The sequence below is a fragment of the Pleionea sediminis genome (genome assembly GCF_007570825.1).
In the GTDB taxonomy this organism is placed as follows: domain Bacteria; phylum Pseudomonadota; class Gammaproteobacteria; order Enterobacterales; family Kangiellaceae; genus Pleionea; species Pleionea sediminis.
Genome location: NZ_SUNB01000001.1, coordinates 912,840 through 929,319, shown reverse-complemented (window position 1 = coordinate 929,319; position 16,480 = coordinate 912,840). Strand labels below are relative to the sequence as shown.

At 39.3% G+C, this 16,480-nt stretch carries 15 protein-coding genes; 9 read left to right on the top strand and 6 right to left on the bottom strand.

Features of this window, described 5'->3' with window-relative positions; genetic code table 11:
• Nucleotides 1-40: 40 nt before the first annotated feature.
• Nucleotides 41-3,493, bottom strand: a complete 3,453-nt coding sequence (locus tag FAX86_RS03670) for a ligand-binding sensor domain-containing diguanylate cyclase (protein WP_144391974.1) — start codon at nt 3,491-3,493, stop codon at nt 41-43.
• A 343-nt stretch (nt 3,494-3,836) separates the two neighbouring features.
• Between FAX86_RS03670 and FAX86_RS03665 the strand changes: the two genes are divergently transcribed.
• Nucleotides 3,837-4,658, top strand: a complete 822-nt coding sequence (locus tag FAX86_RS03665) for an alpha/beta fold hydrolase (RefSeq protein ID WP_144391973.1) — start codon at nt 3,837-3,839, stop codon at nt 4,656-4,658.
• A 41-nt stretch (nt 4,659-4,699) separates the two neighbouring features.
• Here the strand turns inward: FAX86_RS03665 and FAX86_RS03660 are convergent, their stop codons facing one another.
• Nucleotides 4,700-5,518 (bottom strand): sugar nucleotide-binding protein, encoded by an 819-nt coding sequence (locus FAX86_RS03660; protein ID WP_144391972.1) that lies wholly within the window; start codon nt 5,516-5,518, stop codon nt 4,700-4,702.
• A gap of 228 nt (nt 5,519-5,746) precedes the next feature.
• Between FAX86_RS03660 and FAX86_RS03655 the strand changes: the two genes are divergently transcribed.
• The 4 genes from FAX86_RS03655 (at nt 5,747) to FAX86_RS03640 (ending at nt 8,193) form a co-directional block, all read left to right on the top strand.
• Nucleotides 5,747-6,085, top strand: coding sequence for a P-II family nitrogen regulator (locus tag FAX86_RS03655; protein ID WP_144391971.1), 339 nt, complete (start codon nt 5,747-5,749; stop codon nt 6,083-6,085).
• 18 nt (nt 6,086-6,103) lie between these two features.
• Nucleotides 6,104-7,357: an ammonium transporter gene (locus FAX86_RS03650; protein WP_144391970.1), complete on the top strand. Its 1,254-nt coding sequence runs from the start codon at nt 6,104-6,106 to the stop codon at nt 7,355-7,357.
• A 108-nt stretch (nt 7,358-7,465) separates the two neighbouring features.
• Nucleotides 7,466-7,861 carry a hypothetical protein gene (locus tag FAX86_RS03645; RefSeq protein ID WP_144391969.1) on the top strand — a complete coding sequence of 132 codons (396 nt, stop codon included), beginning with the start codon at nt 7,466-7,468 and terminating at the stop codon, nt 7,859-7,861.
• Nucleotides 7,862-7,953: 92 nt separating this feature from the next.
• Nucleotides 7,954-8,193, top strand: a complete 240-nt coding sequence (locus FAX86_RS03640; RefSeq protein WP_144391968.1) for a CDGSH iron-sulfur domain-containing protein — start codon at nt 7,954-7,956, stop codon at nt 8,191-8,193.
• A 5-nt stretch (nt 8,194-8,198) separates the two neighbouring features.
• On the opposite strand, the gene FAX86_RS03635 is transcribed toward FAX86_RS03640, so the two are convergent.
• Nucleotides 8,199-9,266 (bottom strand): AraC family transcriptional regulator, encoded by a 1,068-nt coding sequence (locus FAX86_RS03635; RefSeq protein WP_144391967.1) that lies wholly within the window; start codon nt 9,264-9,266, stop codon nt 8,199-8,201.
• A 70-nt stretch (nt 9,267-9,336) separates the two neighbouring features.
• Here FAX86_RS03635 and FAX86_RS03630 point away from each other — a divergent pair, with 70 nt between their 5' ends.
• The gene (locus tag FAX86_RS03630) at nt 9,337-10,050 is read left to right on the top strand and encodes a sterol desaturase family protein (protein WP_144391966.1); all 714 of its coding nucleotides are present in this window, start codon (nt 9,337-9,339) and stop codon (nt 10,048-10,050) included.
• A gap of 34 nt (nt 10,051-10,084) precedes the next feature.
• On the opposite strand, the gene FAX86_RS03625 is transcribed toward FAX86_RS03630, so the two are convergent.
• The 3 genes from FAX86_RS03625 to FAX86_RS03615 form a co-directional block, all read right to left on the bottom strand.
• A complete protein-coding gene (locus FAX86_RS03625) occupies nt 10,085-11,074 on the bottom strand; it encodes a serine/threonine protein kinase (RefSeq protein ID WP_144393185.1) in 990 nt (329 codons plus the stop codon).
• Between the two features lie 4 nt (nt 11,075-11,078).
• Nucleotides 11,079-12,404, bottom strand: coding sequence for an MATE family efflux transporter (locus FAX86_RS03620; protein ID WP_144391965.1), 1,326 nt, complete (start codon nt 12,402-12,404; stop codon nt 11,079-11,081).
• Between the two features lie 84 nt (nt 12,405-12,488).
• Entirely contained in the window at nt 12,489-13,205 is a 717-nt protein-coding gene (locus FAX86_RS03615; protein WP_144391964.1) for a ComF family protein, read from the bottom strand.
• Between the two features lie 258 nt (nt 13,206-13,463).
• Between FAX86_RS03615 and bioB the strand changes: the two genes are divergently transcribed.
• From bioB to bioH, 3 genes are read left to right on the top strand one after another with little or no spacing between them, the layout of a single operon-like run.
• Nucleotides 13,464-14,516 (top strand): biotin synthase BioB, encoded by a 1,053-nt coding sequence (gene bioB, locus FAX86_RS03610; protein ID WP_144391963.1) that lies wholly within the window; start codon nt 13,464-13,466, stop codon nt 14,514-14,516.
• Nucleotides 14,517-15,701, top strand: a complete 1,185-nt coding sequence (locus tag FAX86_RS03605) for an aminotransferase class I/II-fold pyridoxal phosphate-dependent enzyme (RefSeq protein ID WP_144391962.1) — start codon at nt 14,517-14,519, stop codon at nt 15,699-15,701. It begins immediately after the preceding gene.
• 4 nt (nt 15,702-15,705) lie between these two features.
• On the top strand, nt 15,706-16,479 hold the full coding sequence (gene bioH / locus FAX86_RS03600) for a pimeloyl-ACP methyl ester esterase BioH (protein ID WP_144391961.1): 774 nt from the start codon (nt 15,706-15,708) through the stop codon (nt 16,477-16,479).
• The last annotated feature ends 1 nt before the right edge of the window (nt 16,480 follow it).

The window sequence follows — 16,480 nt, the reverse complement described above, 5'->3', positions numbered from 1 at the left end:
AGTTTTAAATTTTTATTCATGCTAGGCAGTTTACTCAGGCTTATTCAAAAACAACAATTTTTTTATTATTATGTTCCTTACCTCGAGCGATAGCATCTGCAGCATTACCCATTATTTCTTCAACAGTAATCTGATGTACTAGCTCACAAATTCCAAAGCGTAGATTAATTTCATATTCCTTCTCTTTGTAAATAAATACCTCATCTTTTATTTGGCAGTTCATTTTGTCGATAGCAACTTGAGCTCCTATTGCATCAGTATTTGGAAACATAAGAGCAAATTTTTCACCTTCCCAGCGAGCAATTAAATCTTGAGCCCTAAAACCTCGCTTCAAAATGCTGGCCACACGTGTAAGCACCATATTGCCACATGCTTGACCAGAATTATCGTTGATAAGCTGTAAGTTATCGATATCCGCTTGTACAAATGTGATGGGCAGGCCAGAGCGCTTAGCAACCGCAATTTGGTATGATCCTATATTTATAAATGCTCTTTTATTGTATATACCTGTTAATTTATCCGTTAAAGCTGCTTGCTCAAGGGAGCGGTAAGCTAAAGTATTATCCAGGGCAATACTTGTATAATTAGCTATGGTTTGAATAAATTGCATATCTTTGTCGGTGTAAGCATCCTTCTCTTTAGCTTGGACTGTTATACAGCCAATAACATGATTTTGGTTAGACTTAAGGGGGAGGTAAACGACAGTTTCCATTAGGTCACCAACAAAATCTTTTGGATCTTCATCAATGTATCTAAATCGCTCATCTGCTTGCTTAATGTGAATCGCTCGATTGTATCTCACACAGCAAGCGGCGACTTGATTAAAAGGATTAAGTTCTCTGTAATAAGTTGCTAATCGTTTACCAGATTCCACAGACTTATCAAAGCGAATTCGATTTTGGTTGTACTCACAAACACCAATCGCTAAAGCTTCTACTTTAATCGATTTACTTAAGTGGAAATATAAGTGTTCCAAAATATCATGAATATCGAGGAGGGAGCTAATATCCTGACCTATCATGGCGAGAATTTTTACGTCTTGAGTTCTTCTTTCTACCTCCTTCTCAAGCTCACGATTATTTTTTTCAACTCGGTACATTCGGAGTCTGTGCCAACCAAAAACCAAGGCTGCTATAAATAACAGCAAAGTGATTTTAAATAGCAATGTCTCATACCAAAAAGCTTGGACCATAATTTTAACAGTCTTAATTTCACTCATAATTCCAGAGCCAGAAACGCTGTGTATCTCAAATCGATAGTTTCCGGGAGGGATGTTGGTATACTTGATTTTTCGGTTATCCGCCGTAGTTTTCAGCCAGTATTCATCAAAGCCGACAAGACGGTAAAAAAAGTTAACGCGCTTTGGTTGTGCATGATAGGTCGTAGAAAAGAAAAGCGAAAAGTCTCTGTGTTCCGGCGGTAATAGAAGCGTATCGTTGTAGGGCATTGTGGTGCTTAAAATACTATTGTCTATTGCCTGAATCTCTCCTCGTAACATTAAGTCATTAATAACAACAGGATAAGGTTTTCGGCTATCCACAATTTTTGACTGATCGATTATTGATATACCATCAGGGCTTTGAAAAAGTAAGCGGCCATCGGAGTCTGTAAAATATTGGCCAATGTAATATTGCGAAAATGCGCCCTGACTTTTTTCAAACTGTTGATGTGTTTTTGAGCTTGGGTTAAAGCGTATTAAACCTTCCACGCTACCGAGCCATAATTGACCTGCATTATCTTCTAAAGGGCCGGTTATTACATCTGTTGGCAAGCCATCATCTGTGGTATAAGGAATATACTTTATTGAATTATTTTGTCTTATTATTTTATGAAGTCCACCAGAAGTTCCTATCCATTCCTGACCCTCTCGCGTCTTCGCATAGCCTGTAACATTTGAGTGCTTGAGACCTTGATGAGACTCTGTTGAATGAGTTGTAACTTTCCACGAATCGATATCCACCCAAAAAATATTGGATGCGCCGCCAAATAGCATTGTCGATTCATCTGTCTGACTAAAGTAAGTGATCGTAGTTGATGGGATTTCTTTTATGATTTCTTTAAAGTCAGGACTTAGAACATAAACCCCGGCTCTTCTTGAGCTTAACCAGAGTCGATTTTTTCGATCAAAATAAGCTGTGTACCAAAGTAGACTTTCTATCTTTTGGGGTAACGGAATTGTGGTGTAGTTATCTAAGTCATTAAGTTTATACAATCGATCAATAAGAATATAGCTTTCATTTTTTTGATAGTTAACGACTGGAACAACATAAGCCGCTTTTTTATTAAGTTTGTTAATTGAGTACTTCAAGATTCTTTTTTCGTTTGGGCGAAAGCGAAATACATAGTTTGGATTTGATGACCAAAATTCATCATTATTACCTTTGACTAGGCTTTTTATAACATCATCTTCAATCTTGAGTTGATCAAGAGTTACTTTGCCGAGCGGAGTTTGATAAGGATTATGTTTAAAGAGTCCTGATGACCAGGTTCCGGCCCAAATAATACCAAGTTGATCCTGATATACTGAACGGACAATATTGTTCATCTTGTCATTTCGACTCATGCGAATAAAGTTATTATCCGCTCTGTTATATAAGCTCAACCCTTGGCTAGTTGCGACCCAAAGTCGCCGTCGATCATCGATGAGTAATGACAAAATGTAATCTGATTGAAGTGAGTTTTCAGATTGTGACGATAAGAACTGCTGGCTTTTGTTGTTTTTCGTGTCAAATAAAATCAGGCCCAGTTGTTCTGTACCTAACCAAATATGGTTTTCAGAATCGATAGATAAACTGGTGATTATGTTACCTAAACTGGAGAACTGCTCTGTTGGATTGTATCTAGTAATCGTATTATCTTTGAACTTGTTTAAGCCATCTTGTGTTGCAATCCAGAGGTTTCCCTCTGTATCTTCAACAATGTCGAAAATATTATCGTTGGAAAGTGAGTTTTTATTGTCTGGTGAATGTGAAAAGTGAAAAACTTTATTATTGTGAAGCATGCTAAGCCCAGTTTGTGAGCCAATCCAGACACGCTGCTGACTATCGATAAAAACTCTATTAATAAATTCACCGTTGAGTCCAATTTCGGGGGGGCCATCACTGTAGTGAGCGATAAAGGATTCGGTACGAAGGTCCAGGACACTGATGCCTTTTCTTGTGCCAACCCAGAGGTGCTTTTTTGTTGAATCAAATGCAAGTGAAGTGACAAAATTATTTATGAGAGTATTTTCTTTGGTTGAAGAGACCCATTTTCGAGCGCCATAGGCATCTATTCGAATCAGACCACCCTGTGTCCCAACCCATAGAAAATGGTTGTCATCACTTACCATGGCATTAATGGTTAAATCCAGGCCATCAACGCCGGTGAGTTCATCGAATTGGATATCGATGGTATCTATGTCGAAAGGCAAAGAGTCGTATTTAAGAGTCGCAGCTTGGAGAAAACTGTTAAAAGCCAGAAAACTGATAATTATGGAACTAAAAACTCTCACTCAGTTTCCTCACTGATTCTTGGCATCTTTAATACCGGTGTTATTCTCGAGGTCACTTCCTGGGCCTACCTGACTGACAGTACACGCCTAAACTGCTTTGGCTGAATTCAAGTAGCGGTGAAGGCCTGTTTTCTGTGGTCTACGTTAGCTTTGAGCGTGTTCTTCAACTTATTGAAAATTAAAGCTTTTGTCTACTACTGCTCTTATATAAATTTAGTGCTGAAAGGCCCAAAAGTCAAAATTCGCTAAAAATGAACCAATTGGCAGCGAATGAGAGTAACTTCTTGAAAAATAGGGTGGGTTTCGCTACATTCTTTGCCGCGAAAAGCAAGGAAGGTATCGGATGGTGGCTCAAAAATTTCAACTTCAAGATTTATGCATTGAGTATACTCACGGCGTTAAAAATAAACCGACATTTGTTTTTGTTCATGGCAATACGCAGAATAGCAGTTGCGGTAAGGGACTCATTCAGTTTTTTAACTCACTGGGACACAGCACGCTTTGTTATGACTTGCCGGGACATGGTAAATCTGACTGGAAAGACTATGAGTATCATTTCGATGATCTTGTTTTATTAAACCATTCCATCCTTAGCCATTATGACATTGAGAACTCTATCTTGTGTGGTCACTCTTTAGGGGGAATGATACAAGCCGCGACTATTACTCGGTTTAATTATCGGCCAGTCAGCTTGATTTTATGCGGTTCATTAGATGCTAATCCGGTTGATGTGGTTAATGATAAATATTCAGAATTGAAAGAGCGAATGTCGAGTTATTTATCTGAATACATTAAATCGGGTTCGAGCTTGTTCAAGAAGCAGAAGTTTTACGACTACTTTGAAAACCGTCAGCTTGATGATGCTTTTATTGAAATCATTAATCGTCGCTATAATCATCCTGATGCCAGTAAAATAAACTTAATGACCTTGTCTGGATTTAATGTTCGAAAAGATTTATCGAGTTTACATTTACCTATTTTAATAATTCACGGTAAGAATGAAACGGTTATACCTGACTTTTTAATTGAAGATATGGCCAGCCATTATCAAAATGTTGAAGTGGAGTGGATACAAGATGCTGGTCACAATGCTTTTTATCAAAAACATGAGTTGACATTGAATATATTAAAACGTCAATACGCATTTATTGTTCAAACTGAATAACCGTCTTCGAAATAACTCATCTTGATACCTGTAGTAAAGTTTCAAGCTAAGTAGCCTTCTTTGAAGGTTGGATATTTGAATCGATATCCTTGTTGAAGGATTTTCTGATTTCTACAGCGTTTTCCTTGATTGTTAGTTTCGAGTTGTAATACTTTTGGAGTCGGTACTTTGTATTGTTTTGCAATCCACTTTCCAACTTCATACAGCGGTGTTGGAGAATGGTCACTGCACAAATACAGCGATTTTAGCTCTTTTTGATTGGCGTGCTCATCGATTAAAAATGAAAGAATGCCGACACAATCGTCTTCATGTATTCGGTTCGTGTAAAGTTTGGGAGTTGCTTGAAGCCCCGAACCCTTTTGTATTTTTTTTATTAGCCTATCTCTTGTATTTCCGTAAATTCCAGAAAACCTGACAATCGTCGAGTTTTCGTAGGTTGAGAGCAAATTTTCGGTTTCTAATAGAATTTGACCCTTTCTAGAAGTTGGCTGAGTTTCACTTTCTTCATCGATCCATTCCCCCTTGCACTGACCATAAACGCGAGTCGAACTAACATAGATAACGTATGGCTGAGTTTCCTGTTTGGATAAATACCTCATCAAATTATTCACGCTTTCATAATAATGCTTTTGATAAGATTCATCCGTCATTTCATCTGGACTCAATGTAATTACAACGTAATCTAATCTGTCAGGAATTGCTGTCAGTTGTTTAGTTATCGATAAATCGAGATAAATTAAAGGAATCTTGGAATCAATCTTCTGGCGTTTTATACCAATAACATCATCCTTTTTGGCAATTCGAAGCGCAGCGAGTTGTTGTGCTAGTGCGCCATATCCCGCAAGTAGTATTCGACTCATATTATGTCTTCTTGTGATTTGCTTTTGTTCTATATCTGTTGTGCTCAAGTGCACCGAAAAAAGGCTTCGTATTAATCAAGGTGCATGATTGCACGATTATGGTGCGTAAAATGGCGCTGAGGGCCTTAAACACACCGGTTTCATAAACAAAAAAATTTGGCACATTGTCTGCAGAGACCCTGTAACTGTTCAAATTAAATTAAAAATAACACAGATAAGGGGATAGTTATGAAATTGGTTGCGGCAATTATTAAGCCGTTTAAGCTCGATGATGTTCGTACTGCTCTAAATGATGCGGGCATTTCGGGCTTGACGGTTACTGAAGTAAAGGGGTTTGGTCGTCAACGCGGTCATACTGAGCTTTACCGTGGCGCAGAGTATACCGTAGATTTTTTACCCAAAGTTAAAATTGAAGTCGCTGTTCCAGACGACAAAGTGGATGAAATTGTTGAATCCATTATTGATCATTCAAAGACTGGAAAAATTGGCGATGGAAAAATATTTGTTTCTTCGCTGGATAATGTTGTCCGAATAAGAACTGGTGAAATTGGCGACGAAGCAATTTAAAGGTAGGGGTAAATAATAATGAACGAATTAAAGTACGCTTTAGATACTTTTTATTTTCTTGTTTCAGGGGCTCTTGTTATGTGGATGGCCGCAGGCTTTGCGATGCTTGAGGCGGGGTTGGTCCGATCTAAAAACACGACTGAAATTTTAGCTAAGAATGTCGCACTATTTGCGATTGCTTGTACCATGTATTTATTGTTTGGTTATGCGATTATGTATGGCAGCACTGAAGGCGGTTGGTTGCCTAATTTTGGAGCTTTGTTAGGCGCTGAGCATACAGCGGATGCGGTTAATCAGGGTAAAGCTGATCATTCACTCTATTCTGATTTTTTCTTCCAGGTTGTGTTTGTAGCAACAGCAATGTCAATTGTTTCTGGTGCTGTCGCCGAGCGTATGAAGCTAGTTGCATTCTTGATCTTTTGTGTCGTATTAACGGGTTTCATTTATCCTGTTGAAGGGTACTGGAAATGGGGAAGTGGATTCTTACACACTATGGGATTCCAAGATTTTGCTGGTTCAGGTGTAGTGCATATGGCAGGAGCAGCAGCGGCTTTAGCTGGCGTTATATTACTCGGACCGCGAAAAGGTAAATACGACGCTAAGGGTAATGCTAAAGGTATTCCAGGAGCAAACTTACCTTTGGCGACATTAGGAACTTTTATACTTTGGTTAGGTTGGTTCGGATTTAATGGTGGTTCGCAGCTCTTAATTTCTGATGTTGATAATGCCAATGCGGTTGCTAAAATTTTCGTTAATACCAATGCAGCAGCTGCTGGTGGTGTGATTGCTGTATTTATTTATACGAAGTTGGTTTTCAGAAAGGCAGATTTAACGCTTATTTTAAATGGCGCATTAGCGGGATTGGTTGCAATTACCGCTGAACCGTTAACGCCTTCTCCTTGGGCGGCAACGTTGATAGGTGCCGTTGGTGGTGTTATAGCAACTTTATCTGTTGGAATGCTTGATAAGTTTAAGATAGACGATCCGGTAGGAGCCATTTCTGTCCATGGTACCGTGGGTGTATTTGGGTGTCTTGTGGTTCCGTTGACTAATAATGGTGAAAACGTCAATTTTGTGAACCAAATTATAGGTGTTGTCACTATTTTTGCTTGGGTATTCATTACTTCCTTTATTGTTTGGTTTGTATTGAAGAAAGTTATGGGAATTCGAGTGACGGAAGAAGAAGAGTATATCGGCTTGGATAAAGTGGATTGTGGTTTAGAAGCATATCCTGAATTTGCAACGGTAAGCTCTTCAAACGGTGGAAGCTGAATCAGCAAATAATTTGTGAGTGAGTAAGGCCAGCATTTGCTGGCCTTTTTTGTTATTGCTTTATTTTGCCTATAATAGGGATGATTTAAATTAAGGTGGACGGTATTTTTGACTCGCAAAAAATTTTTACTTATTTATCTCATTGCTATGATTCCCACATATCTCTACCGTTTGGGGTTAATGCAATCCCTAATCCAAGAATCGGGTTATGCGATGAGTAATGATGAGTTATTTGAAAAAGCCTTAATGGTGCAGGTTTTGTTAACCATTTCTTATCTAATCATGTGCATTGGGACTTACCTTAGAGGTCGAAAAGTTGGCAAATCTTTTATAGTGATATTTCCATCAATCGGTGCTTTGTTTGATATTCTCATTGTTATTGTTCCCTTTGTACCTACAATAATGAACTTAATGACGCTATTTGTCGGCGCACAAAGATCTCCCTCAGAATTTATTAGTTTGGCTAAGGAAAAAGAAGCTCAATTAAATTCAAGTCAACGTTGATATTTATTGTTTATCGACGGATTGGCTGCATTGAGATAATTGTGTAATACTAAGAAACCTGAGATCGATAGCGATAAGGATTCCTTTGTAATATGTCTGATTCTTTTGAAGCCAATAACCAGCCTTATGCTTTTGAAGTTGAAAAAGATAAAGTTTACTTTTGGTGTGCCTGCGGTCGTAGCAAAAACCAACCATTTTGTGATGGTTCGCATAAAGGAACGGGTATTTCACCTTTGAAATATGTTGCAACAGCTACTCGCCGAGTTTTCTTCTGTGGTTGTAAAAAAACTAGCAACTCACCATTGTGCGATGGCACGCATAATAAGCAATAATATTTTTATTTATGCTGCTTTTTCTGGTTGCAGCTTCTGAAAAGCTGAGGTGATTGATTGGTCCAACGTTTGAATGCTCGAGTAAAGGAGCTTTGTTCTGAAAAACCAAGAATACCAGCAATTGTAATTAGTGGAAGTTGATTACTTTTTATTAATTCAATCGCTAACTCTTGTTTACAGTTATCAATAAGCTCTCGATAAGTTAAGCCGTCGTTACTTAAGTATCGCTGTAAAGTCCTTTTTGAAATCTTCAATTGCTGAGCAATATGCTCCATAGAGACATTGCTTTGATACAGGTTTGCTCTTATCAAGTGCTTTACGCGTTTTTCAAAAGACATTGATAAAGAATTTATTTCATTAACTGAGTTTTCAGCTTCGTTTATTAATGCATTAAATACTTTTCTTTGTGCTTGAGCAAGAGGTAATGAGAGCCATTTAGTGTCAAACTCAATGGCATTTTCCGTTTGATTAAATATAACCGGACAATTAAAAAAATCTGAATAACTCTTTTGTAATGATTTTGCTTTACGATGAGAAAACGTAATTTGATTAATAGGTACATCCCATCCAACAATAGTGCGTCCAAAGTTTATCCATCCAGCAAAGACGGCTTCCGGAATATGAAAACTAAAATGTTCACAACTTGAATGTGGTATCCATTTGGCATGAGCAAGTGAATAAGATTTTTCAATGACTGTATGTCCTATGTCGCTAACTAAAAGCTCAAAGTTTTGCAAAGCTTTAGCTGCGTCGCCTAAGGTTTCTGCTGACATTGTAATGTAGCCAAGTAAGTTAAAAGAAGCCGTACTTGTTTTAGTTCCAAACCGCCAGCCCAGGAGGGGATCATCAGAGAGTTCTGCGGCACTGCAGATAAGGTTATTGTATTGAGCCGCAGAAATTCTTTTTTTGTCGTCTTGTAAATTATCAGGAAGGAGTCCTGCATGTGAAATGAGTTGAGTTGCTGTGAAGTCATAAATTTTCGCGCAATGGTTGATTAAGGCTCGGGCATAGCTTACTGCAACTGTTCTGTTCTTAGCTGTATTTGAGGCGTCTTTAGTCAACTCGGTTGTCATTTAAAGGCAATCCATTGTGCTTTCAATAGTTTATATTCGATTCTTGATCATAAACTATTGTGATTTTTATATGAAGAATGACCTTAATATTCCAGAAAAAACGCAACACTTCCGAAATCATTATCGTTCAGAAATTCGCTCAGAAAACTATAATGGTTGGCTTCACATTAGCTTTTCTTTGTTATCAGCAATGTTAGTTATTGTATTTTGTAGTTTTTCACTATCTAATGTTTCTAATTTTGAATGGTTAACCGTGCCTTTAACCTTTCTTTATGCGAACTTGGTTGAGTATGTCGCTCATCGATTCCCAATGCATCGGCCGATCGGTTGGATGAAGATAATTTATCAGCGTCATTCCCGCCAGCATCACCGTTTTTTTACTGACAAAGCGATGTCGTTTAAAGATAGTCGGGACTTTTGTGTGGTATTGTTTCCTCCGGCTTTAATTGTTGGCTTTTTCATCGCATTTGCGATGCCAGTTGCATTAATTATTAACTGGTTGTTGTCAGTCAATTCCGCATTATTGTTTATGATAACTGCATTTGCTTACTTTATTAACTATGAATTATTACATACTGCGTATCATGTTAATGAACGCTCATGGCTCTGGAAATTGTCCTTTATGAGGAAATTAAGAAAGCTACATTTTTATCACCACGAACCTAAATTGATGAGTCGATATAATTTCAATATAACTTATCCGATAGGTGATTGGTTGTTCGGCACCTATTACTCTGGAAATAGAGAGCAAACGAAAAACTTTAGTTCGAAGCTTTCTTCGTGATATGTATTTTAAATCTAATGACTATTTTGGACTGCTAAATCCAAATATTAGACGTAGGTTCATTTTGAAGGGTGCCCAGCTGTTCTTTGAGATTAAGTAATTGATCTTCCCAATAGCGTTGAGTATTGAACCATGGAAAATTATGTTTAAAGCTTGGGTCGTCCCACCGCTTGGCTAACCAGCTCATATAGTACAACATGCGCATCGCGCGCAAAGCTTCTACTAAATGAAGCTCTCGATCGTCAAATTCTCTAAACTCTTCATAGCCATCCAGTAAAGCGTTTTGCTGGATTGTCTTTTCTTCGTCACTTCCTGTGATGAGCATCCAAAGATCTTGAACCGATGGACCCATACGACTGTCGTCAAGATCAACGAAGTGTGGACCATCATCAGTCCACATCACATTAGATGGATGGCAATCGCCATGCAGACGGATCCGTTGAATATCTTTGAAACGAGAGAAGCGCTCAAAGCAAGCATCAACTAGTGGTAAACAGACACTATCCATCGACTCTTTTAATGCACTAGGAATGAATTGTTCTGTATCTAAAAATTCATAGCTTTGTTTCGCATAAGCTTCGGGTGTAATTGATAAGCGTTGATTAAAATTTTCTGATTCTCCTACAGAATGAATGCGTGCAATAAAACGGCCTAACCAAGTTAACGTGTCTTTATCATCCAGGTTAGGATGGCGCCCACCACGATTTTCGAAAACTGAAAAACGGAAATCTTTATAATAGTGAAGAGTTTTTTCCTGTATGGTCATAGGAGGTACCACAGGAATTTCTGCTTCTACCATCTGAAGCGAAAATTGGTGTTCTTCTAGAATTTGTTCGTCACTCCAACGCCCCGGACGGTAGAATTTGGCCACAAATCGCGTATTGTCTTCGTTTCTAAATTGATAAACTCGATTTTCATAACTATTTAAAGGGAGTAGGGCTGCCTCAGCAAAAATATCAATGCTTTCGAGTGCATCTAAAATAGTGTTTGGGTCGAGTTGATAGAAGCTATTGGGATCGGACATAAATTTATACTTTAATTGTTGACCAAGCGCGATTATTCCAAAGCCAGACATAAATGCCTGCTTGAATACCGCGATAACAAAATTGAAGAATCCAAATGGCGGTAAGCCCCAGACCAAAAACTGGACCTGCCATATAAGCCATTGGTAAGAAAATTAGCCATTGCATGATGAGCGAAACTTTAAGTGTCGCTTTTGTGGCACCTGCGCCTTGCAATGAATTCATCAAAACAATACCTAGTGCATCCAGCATTATTCCGATGCCAACTAGCTGTAAGGGTACTTTGCCAACTTCGATAGGGGCCGGCTCATGTATGAATAAACCTAACAGCAGTTCAGGTGCGATGATCATCGGTAAGCCGATAAAAAATACCACCAGCATGGCGAGTTTAACGGTATCCCATGCCCAGCGATGTGCTTCGTCGACGGAGCCTTTACCTAAAGACTGGCCGACCAGTGTTGCTGAGGAAATTCCGAAAGCAATACAGGGTAGTATGGCAACCAGGGTTAAATTCGTTATAACGTTTGCTGCGGCGAGTTCGTGAGTTCCAACTTGGCCAACAATCCAGAATAAAGTTGTAAAGCCGAGAGCGAAAAATAATTGTTGAGCAGATGACGGAACGGATATTTGAATAACCGTGAGTAGCGTTTCTTTTCGTGGTAAATGCAAACCAAAGCCGAATTCACGGGTGTGCTTTAATGCTAAGAAAGTATAGATTAATGTACCGCCGAACATTGAAATTGCGGTACCGAGTCCTGCGCCCGTCACTCCTAACTGTGGAAAACCAAACTTACCGAATATTAATAAGTAATTCAAAATAATATTCAGGCTGTGCATGATTAGTAAGGTGGTCAAATAAAAGCGAGTTTTCTTTATTGCGCTCCAGTAACCTCGATAACAGAAATTCATGCCGACAAACATAATCGCTGCCAATCTGACTTGAAGGTAATCGCTGCCATATTTAATAACTTCTGGATCGTCATTTAACCAGGTAAAAATGGTTTCAGCCTGCGTAATTAACAAAATAGATACGGGAGTTGCGATTAGAAATATGGTGAGTAGAGCGCCGTTGAGCGGGTTGGCTGCTTCATCTGTTCTGCCTTCCCCAATGCGTCGAGACACCATCGCTTGTACACCAGCTGACATGCCGATAAAAGCTGCCGCGGCTACGAAGTTGATGAAACTCGCCAGGCCAACTGCTGCCAACTGAGCGGTGCCCAGAACTCCAACCATCGCGGCATCAACAAGATTGAGAACGTTTTGCGAGATCATGCCACCAATAATGGGGAGTGCTATGGCTAATATATGTTTAAAACGTTCAGAAGATTGCACGCAGAAAAATATCTTTAAGATTTGTAGGTAATCGCTATGGTAACAGGAATTGGATGCATTACTAAGCTGGAATTTGTTTGAATTTCAGCGATTTGGCGCGTGGGCGATTACCCAGGCTTCGACAATATTGCTCCCAGCTCTCTTGAGGCATTTTGCCAACTCATTAGTTGTGCTTCCGGTGGTGAATACATCATCAACAATGGCAACATGTTCAGGTATATGAGTAGTGACTTGAAAAGCATCTCGAATATTATTTTGCCGTTGTTTCATTGAGAGTCCCGATTGAGCAAGCGTCGACTTTTTTCTTTGAATACCTTTAGTGATTACTGGCAAATTAAGCATGGAAGCGAGGTGGTTGGCAATCAGTTGAGATTGATTAAATCCTCGGTACTTTAGTCGCTTGGTATGAAGAGGGACGGGAATAATCGCTTCCGGTAATGCACGGTCGTTAAATTCAATACGTTTAAATAACTGTTTGGCAAGCCACTGACTGTACGCATGGCGTCGTCCAAACTTAAATCGGGTCAACCATTTATCAATAGGATATTGGTAGTAATAACATGATGTCAGGCGGTTAATAGCGGGCTGAGTTTTTAAGCATTTACCACAAGAGAGAGGGCTTTCCTTCTCGAAAGTAGGAATAGGTTGCGCACAAGTGATACAGCCTCGAGAATAGCTAGGAAGTCGTATAGCACAGTAATTACAAATCCAGGACTCTTGTCGGTCCAGAGCGCAAAAACATAATTGGCAATGAGTGCCAAATAATCCTGGCGTTAGGATTGAGGCAATTTGATGCATCATCGATTCTCATCCATTGAGATACTTAGTAGATCACACGGCCGATTTTATCTCAATTCAACAAGTGCTCAAAGTAGGAAAGGGAATGAATACCACGTTTTAAGATTCGTGATTGGTTGGATAAGAACTTTAAAGGAAAAAACTCTAAATTGGAGTGGTTAAATATTGCTCATTTGTTAACTCCGATAGCGTCGTATCGTTGACTGATAAAACCTTCGGAGTAAACTTTGGAGCAATATTGAAAACTGGCTTGAGAGCTTTATGAATACACTGTCTGATTTAATTTCTGGAGAAGTACGAAACAACTGGACTCAAGAGCAAGTTGAAGCCATTTTTAATTTGCCATTCAATGACTTGCTGTATGCCGCGCAGACAATTCATCGCAAGCATTTTAATCCCAATGAAGTACAAACTTCGACATTGCTCAGTATAAAAACAGGCGCTTGTCCCGAAGACTGTGCGTACTGTCCGCAAAGCGGTCATTACAATACTGGGCTTTCTAAAGAGCAATTAATGGCAATTGAAGAAGTTTTGAAAAATGCTCAAAAAGCGAAAAATACGGGCGCAACCCGTTTTTGTATGGGGGCTGCGTGGCGTTCTCCAAGAGAAAAAGATTTTCCTGTTGTATTAGAAATGATTCGCGGTGTTAAAGCGCTTGGGCTAGAAACTTGCGTTACCTTAGGGATGTTAAACGAGGCCCAGGCTCAAGAGTTAAAAGATGCAGGTCTTGATTATTATAATCACAATCTGGATACCTCTGCAGAATATTACGAGCAAATAATCACAACGCGTACTTATAAAGATCGACTCGACACTTTGCAGAATGTCCGTGATGCCGGAATTAATGTCTGCGCCGGTGGTATTGTCGGAATGGGCGAGGATAAAAGTGATCGACTCGGTTTATTAAGAGAGTTAGCCAATTTACCTGAGCATCCACAGAGTGTTCCGATTAACATGTTAGTTGCTGTGGCAGGTACGCCTTTAGAAAATGTAGAAAAGCTTGATACCTTTGAATTTATTCGAACCATTGCAACTGCACGCATTATGATGCCTAAATCTTATGTTCGGTTATCTGCGGGTCGAGAAGATATGAGTGAAGAGACGCAAGCGTTGTGTTTTAACGCTGGCGCGAACTCAATTTTTTATGGCGATACCTTATTAACAACGGCTAATCCAGAACAAAATAAGGATGAGCTTTTATTTAAAAAGTTAGGAATTGTTCCAGAGCAACGTGAAGTTACTCAACAACCAGTGGATGCCACTCAACAAGTCGGTTCTGTCGGTGGCGTTCGATTTACCAATGCAGCGCTTTAGATGAATGTTGAATACGCAAATTGGTTAAACGAAAGGTTAGAGCGTAAAAAAGAGGCATCTCTTTATCGTCAGATAAAAACATTAGATGGACCTCAGGGACCAAAAGTTACTCGTGATGGCCGTATTTTAGTTAATTTTTCCAGTAACGATTATTTGTCGATGTCACGTCGCCCAGAAGTTGTTGAGCAATTAAAGTTGGGTGCTGACAAGTTTGGTGTTGGTAGCGGAGCCTCACACTTGATCTCCGGTCATCAAGTCGCTCATGAAAAACTGCAAGATACCTTAAAAAACTGGTTGGGCTATTCTCATGTGTCTCTTTTTAGCAGTGGATATCAAGCAAATTTGGCTTTAATGCAGGCGTTATTTGATAAGCCTGACTTAATAGTGCATGACAAACTTAACCATGCCTCACTCATTGATGGTATGCGTTTAACTGATGCGACGAACAAGCGATTTATGCATTGTAACGTTAATTCACTAAAACAACAGCTTAATACGAGTTATCGATTTAAGTCTGTTATTTCAGATGGCGTTTTCAGCATGGATGGTGATATTGCCCCGCTTGATGACTATCAGCAAGCTTTGAAAGAAACAGGCGCAATCTTAATCGTTGATGATGCGCATGGACTAGGTGTTATTGGTGCATACGGTACTGGAACCAAAGGCTATTTTAATTTTTCTGAAGAAGAGCTTCCTGTTTTGATGGGAACCTTCGGTAAGGCTTTGGGAACGAGTGGTGCTTTTATTGCCACAAACAAATTGATTGGCGAAGTCATTACTCAATTCGCTCGCCCTTATATTTACACGACAGCCAGTTCTCCTGCATTAGCCTTAGCTACGCAAAAAAGTATCGAGATTATTCGAAATGATGATGAGCGACGGAGTAAGTTGATCTCAAATATTCAGCTCTTTAAATCTTTGGCAGAACTAAAGTCGATCCCGCTTATGTCTTCAGAAGCGGCGATCCAGCCGGTATTGCTTTACGAAACCGAATCATGTATCGCTTGCGCACAGTTTTTAGAGTCAAATAATATTTGGGTGGGTGCCATTCGACCACCAACAGTAAAAGAAGGTTTTGCACGATTGAGAATAACGCTAAATGCCGAACATCAAGAAAAAGATATTGAACGACTTGTGCAATTGTTGGATTCCTGGTTTAAAAGCAATGTCAGTAAAGTGAGTTGAGTTTATGGCATTAAAACCCTTTTTTGAGCAAGTTGGAGCTGGGCCCGATTTAGTCTTAATTCACGGTTGGGGAATTCATGGTGGGATCTTTGAAAATTTGTGCGAGAGCTTAGCGCCTCATTTTAGAGTTACAAATATTGACTTGCCTGGATTTGGTCGAAGTCCCTTACCGAGTGAAGATTACACGATAGATTTGTTAGCTCGGCAGGTACTGGACGTTGCGCCAGACAATGCTCATTATCTGGGATGGTCGATGGGTGGATTGATTGCGAGCTACATTGCGGCTCATCATTCTGGTCGAGTTAACAAGTTAATTACGGTGGCGAGTAATCCACGATTTATTAACGATTCTGACTGGCCTCATGCAATGCAAGAAAAAGTTCTTGATAATTTTGTGAGTTTATTAGAAGAAGACTATGAGTCAACTTTGATTCGTTTTTTGGCAATTCAAACTTTAGGCAGTGAAACGCAAAAAAAGGATATTCAATCTTTGAGAAATACCGTTTTTCTTCATGGACATCCCGCTAAAGCAGCTTTACGCGGTGGTTTGAATATTTTAAAGGAAGTAGACTTACGTGAAGTGTTGAGAAATGTTGAGCATGATACATTACGAATTTATGGTCGCTTAGATGGATTGGTGCCTGTTAAAGCTGCAGAGCGAATTGCCGAACTATTACCTGAAAGTAAAGAAGTTATTTTTCGAAAAGCCAGCCACGCTCCTTTCTTGTCGCATCGAGAAGAGTTTACAGAAGAAGTATTGAGTTTTTTAAAGAAGTGAA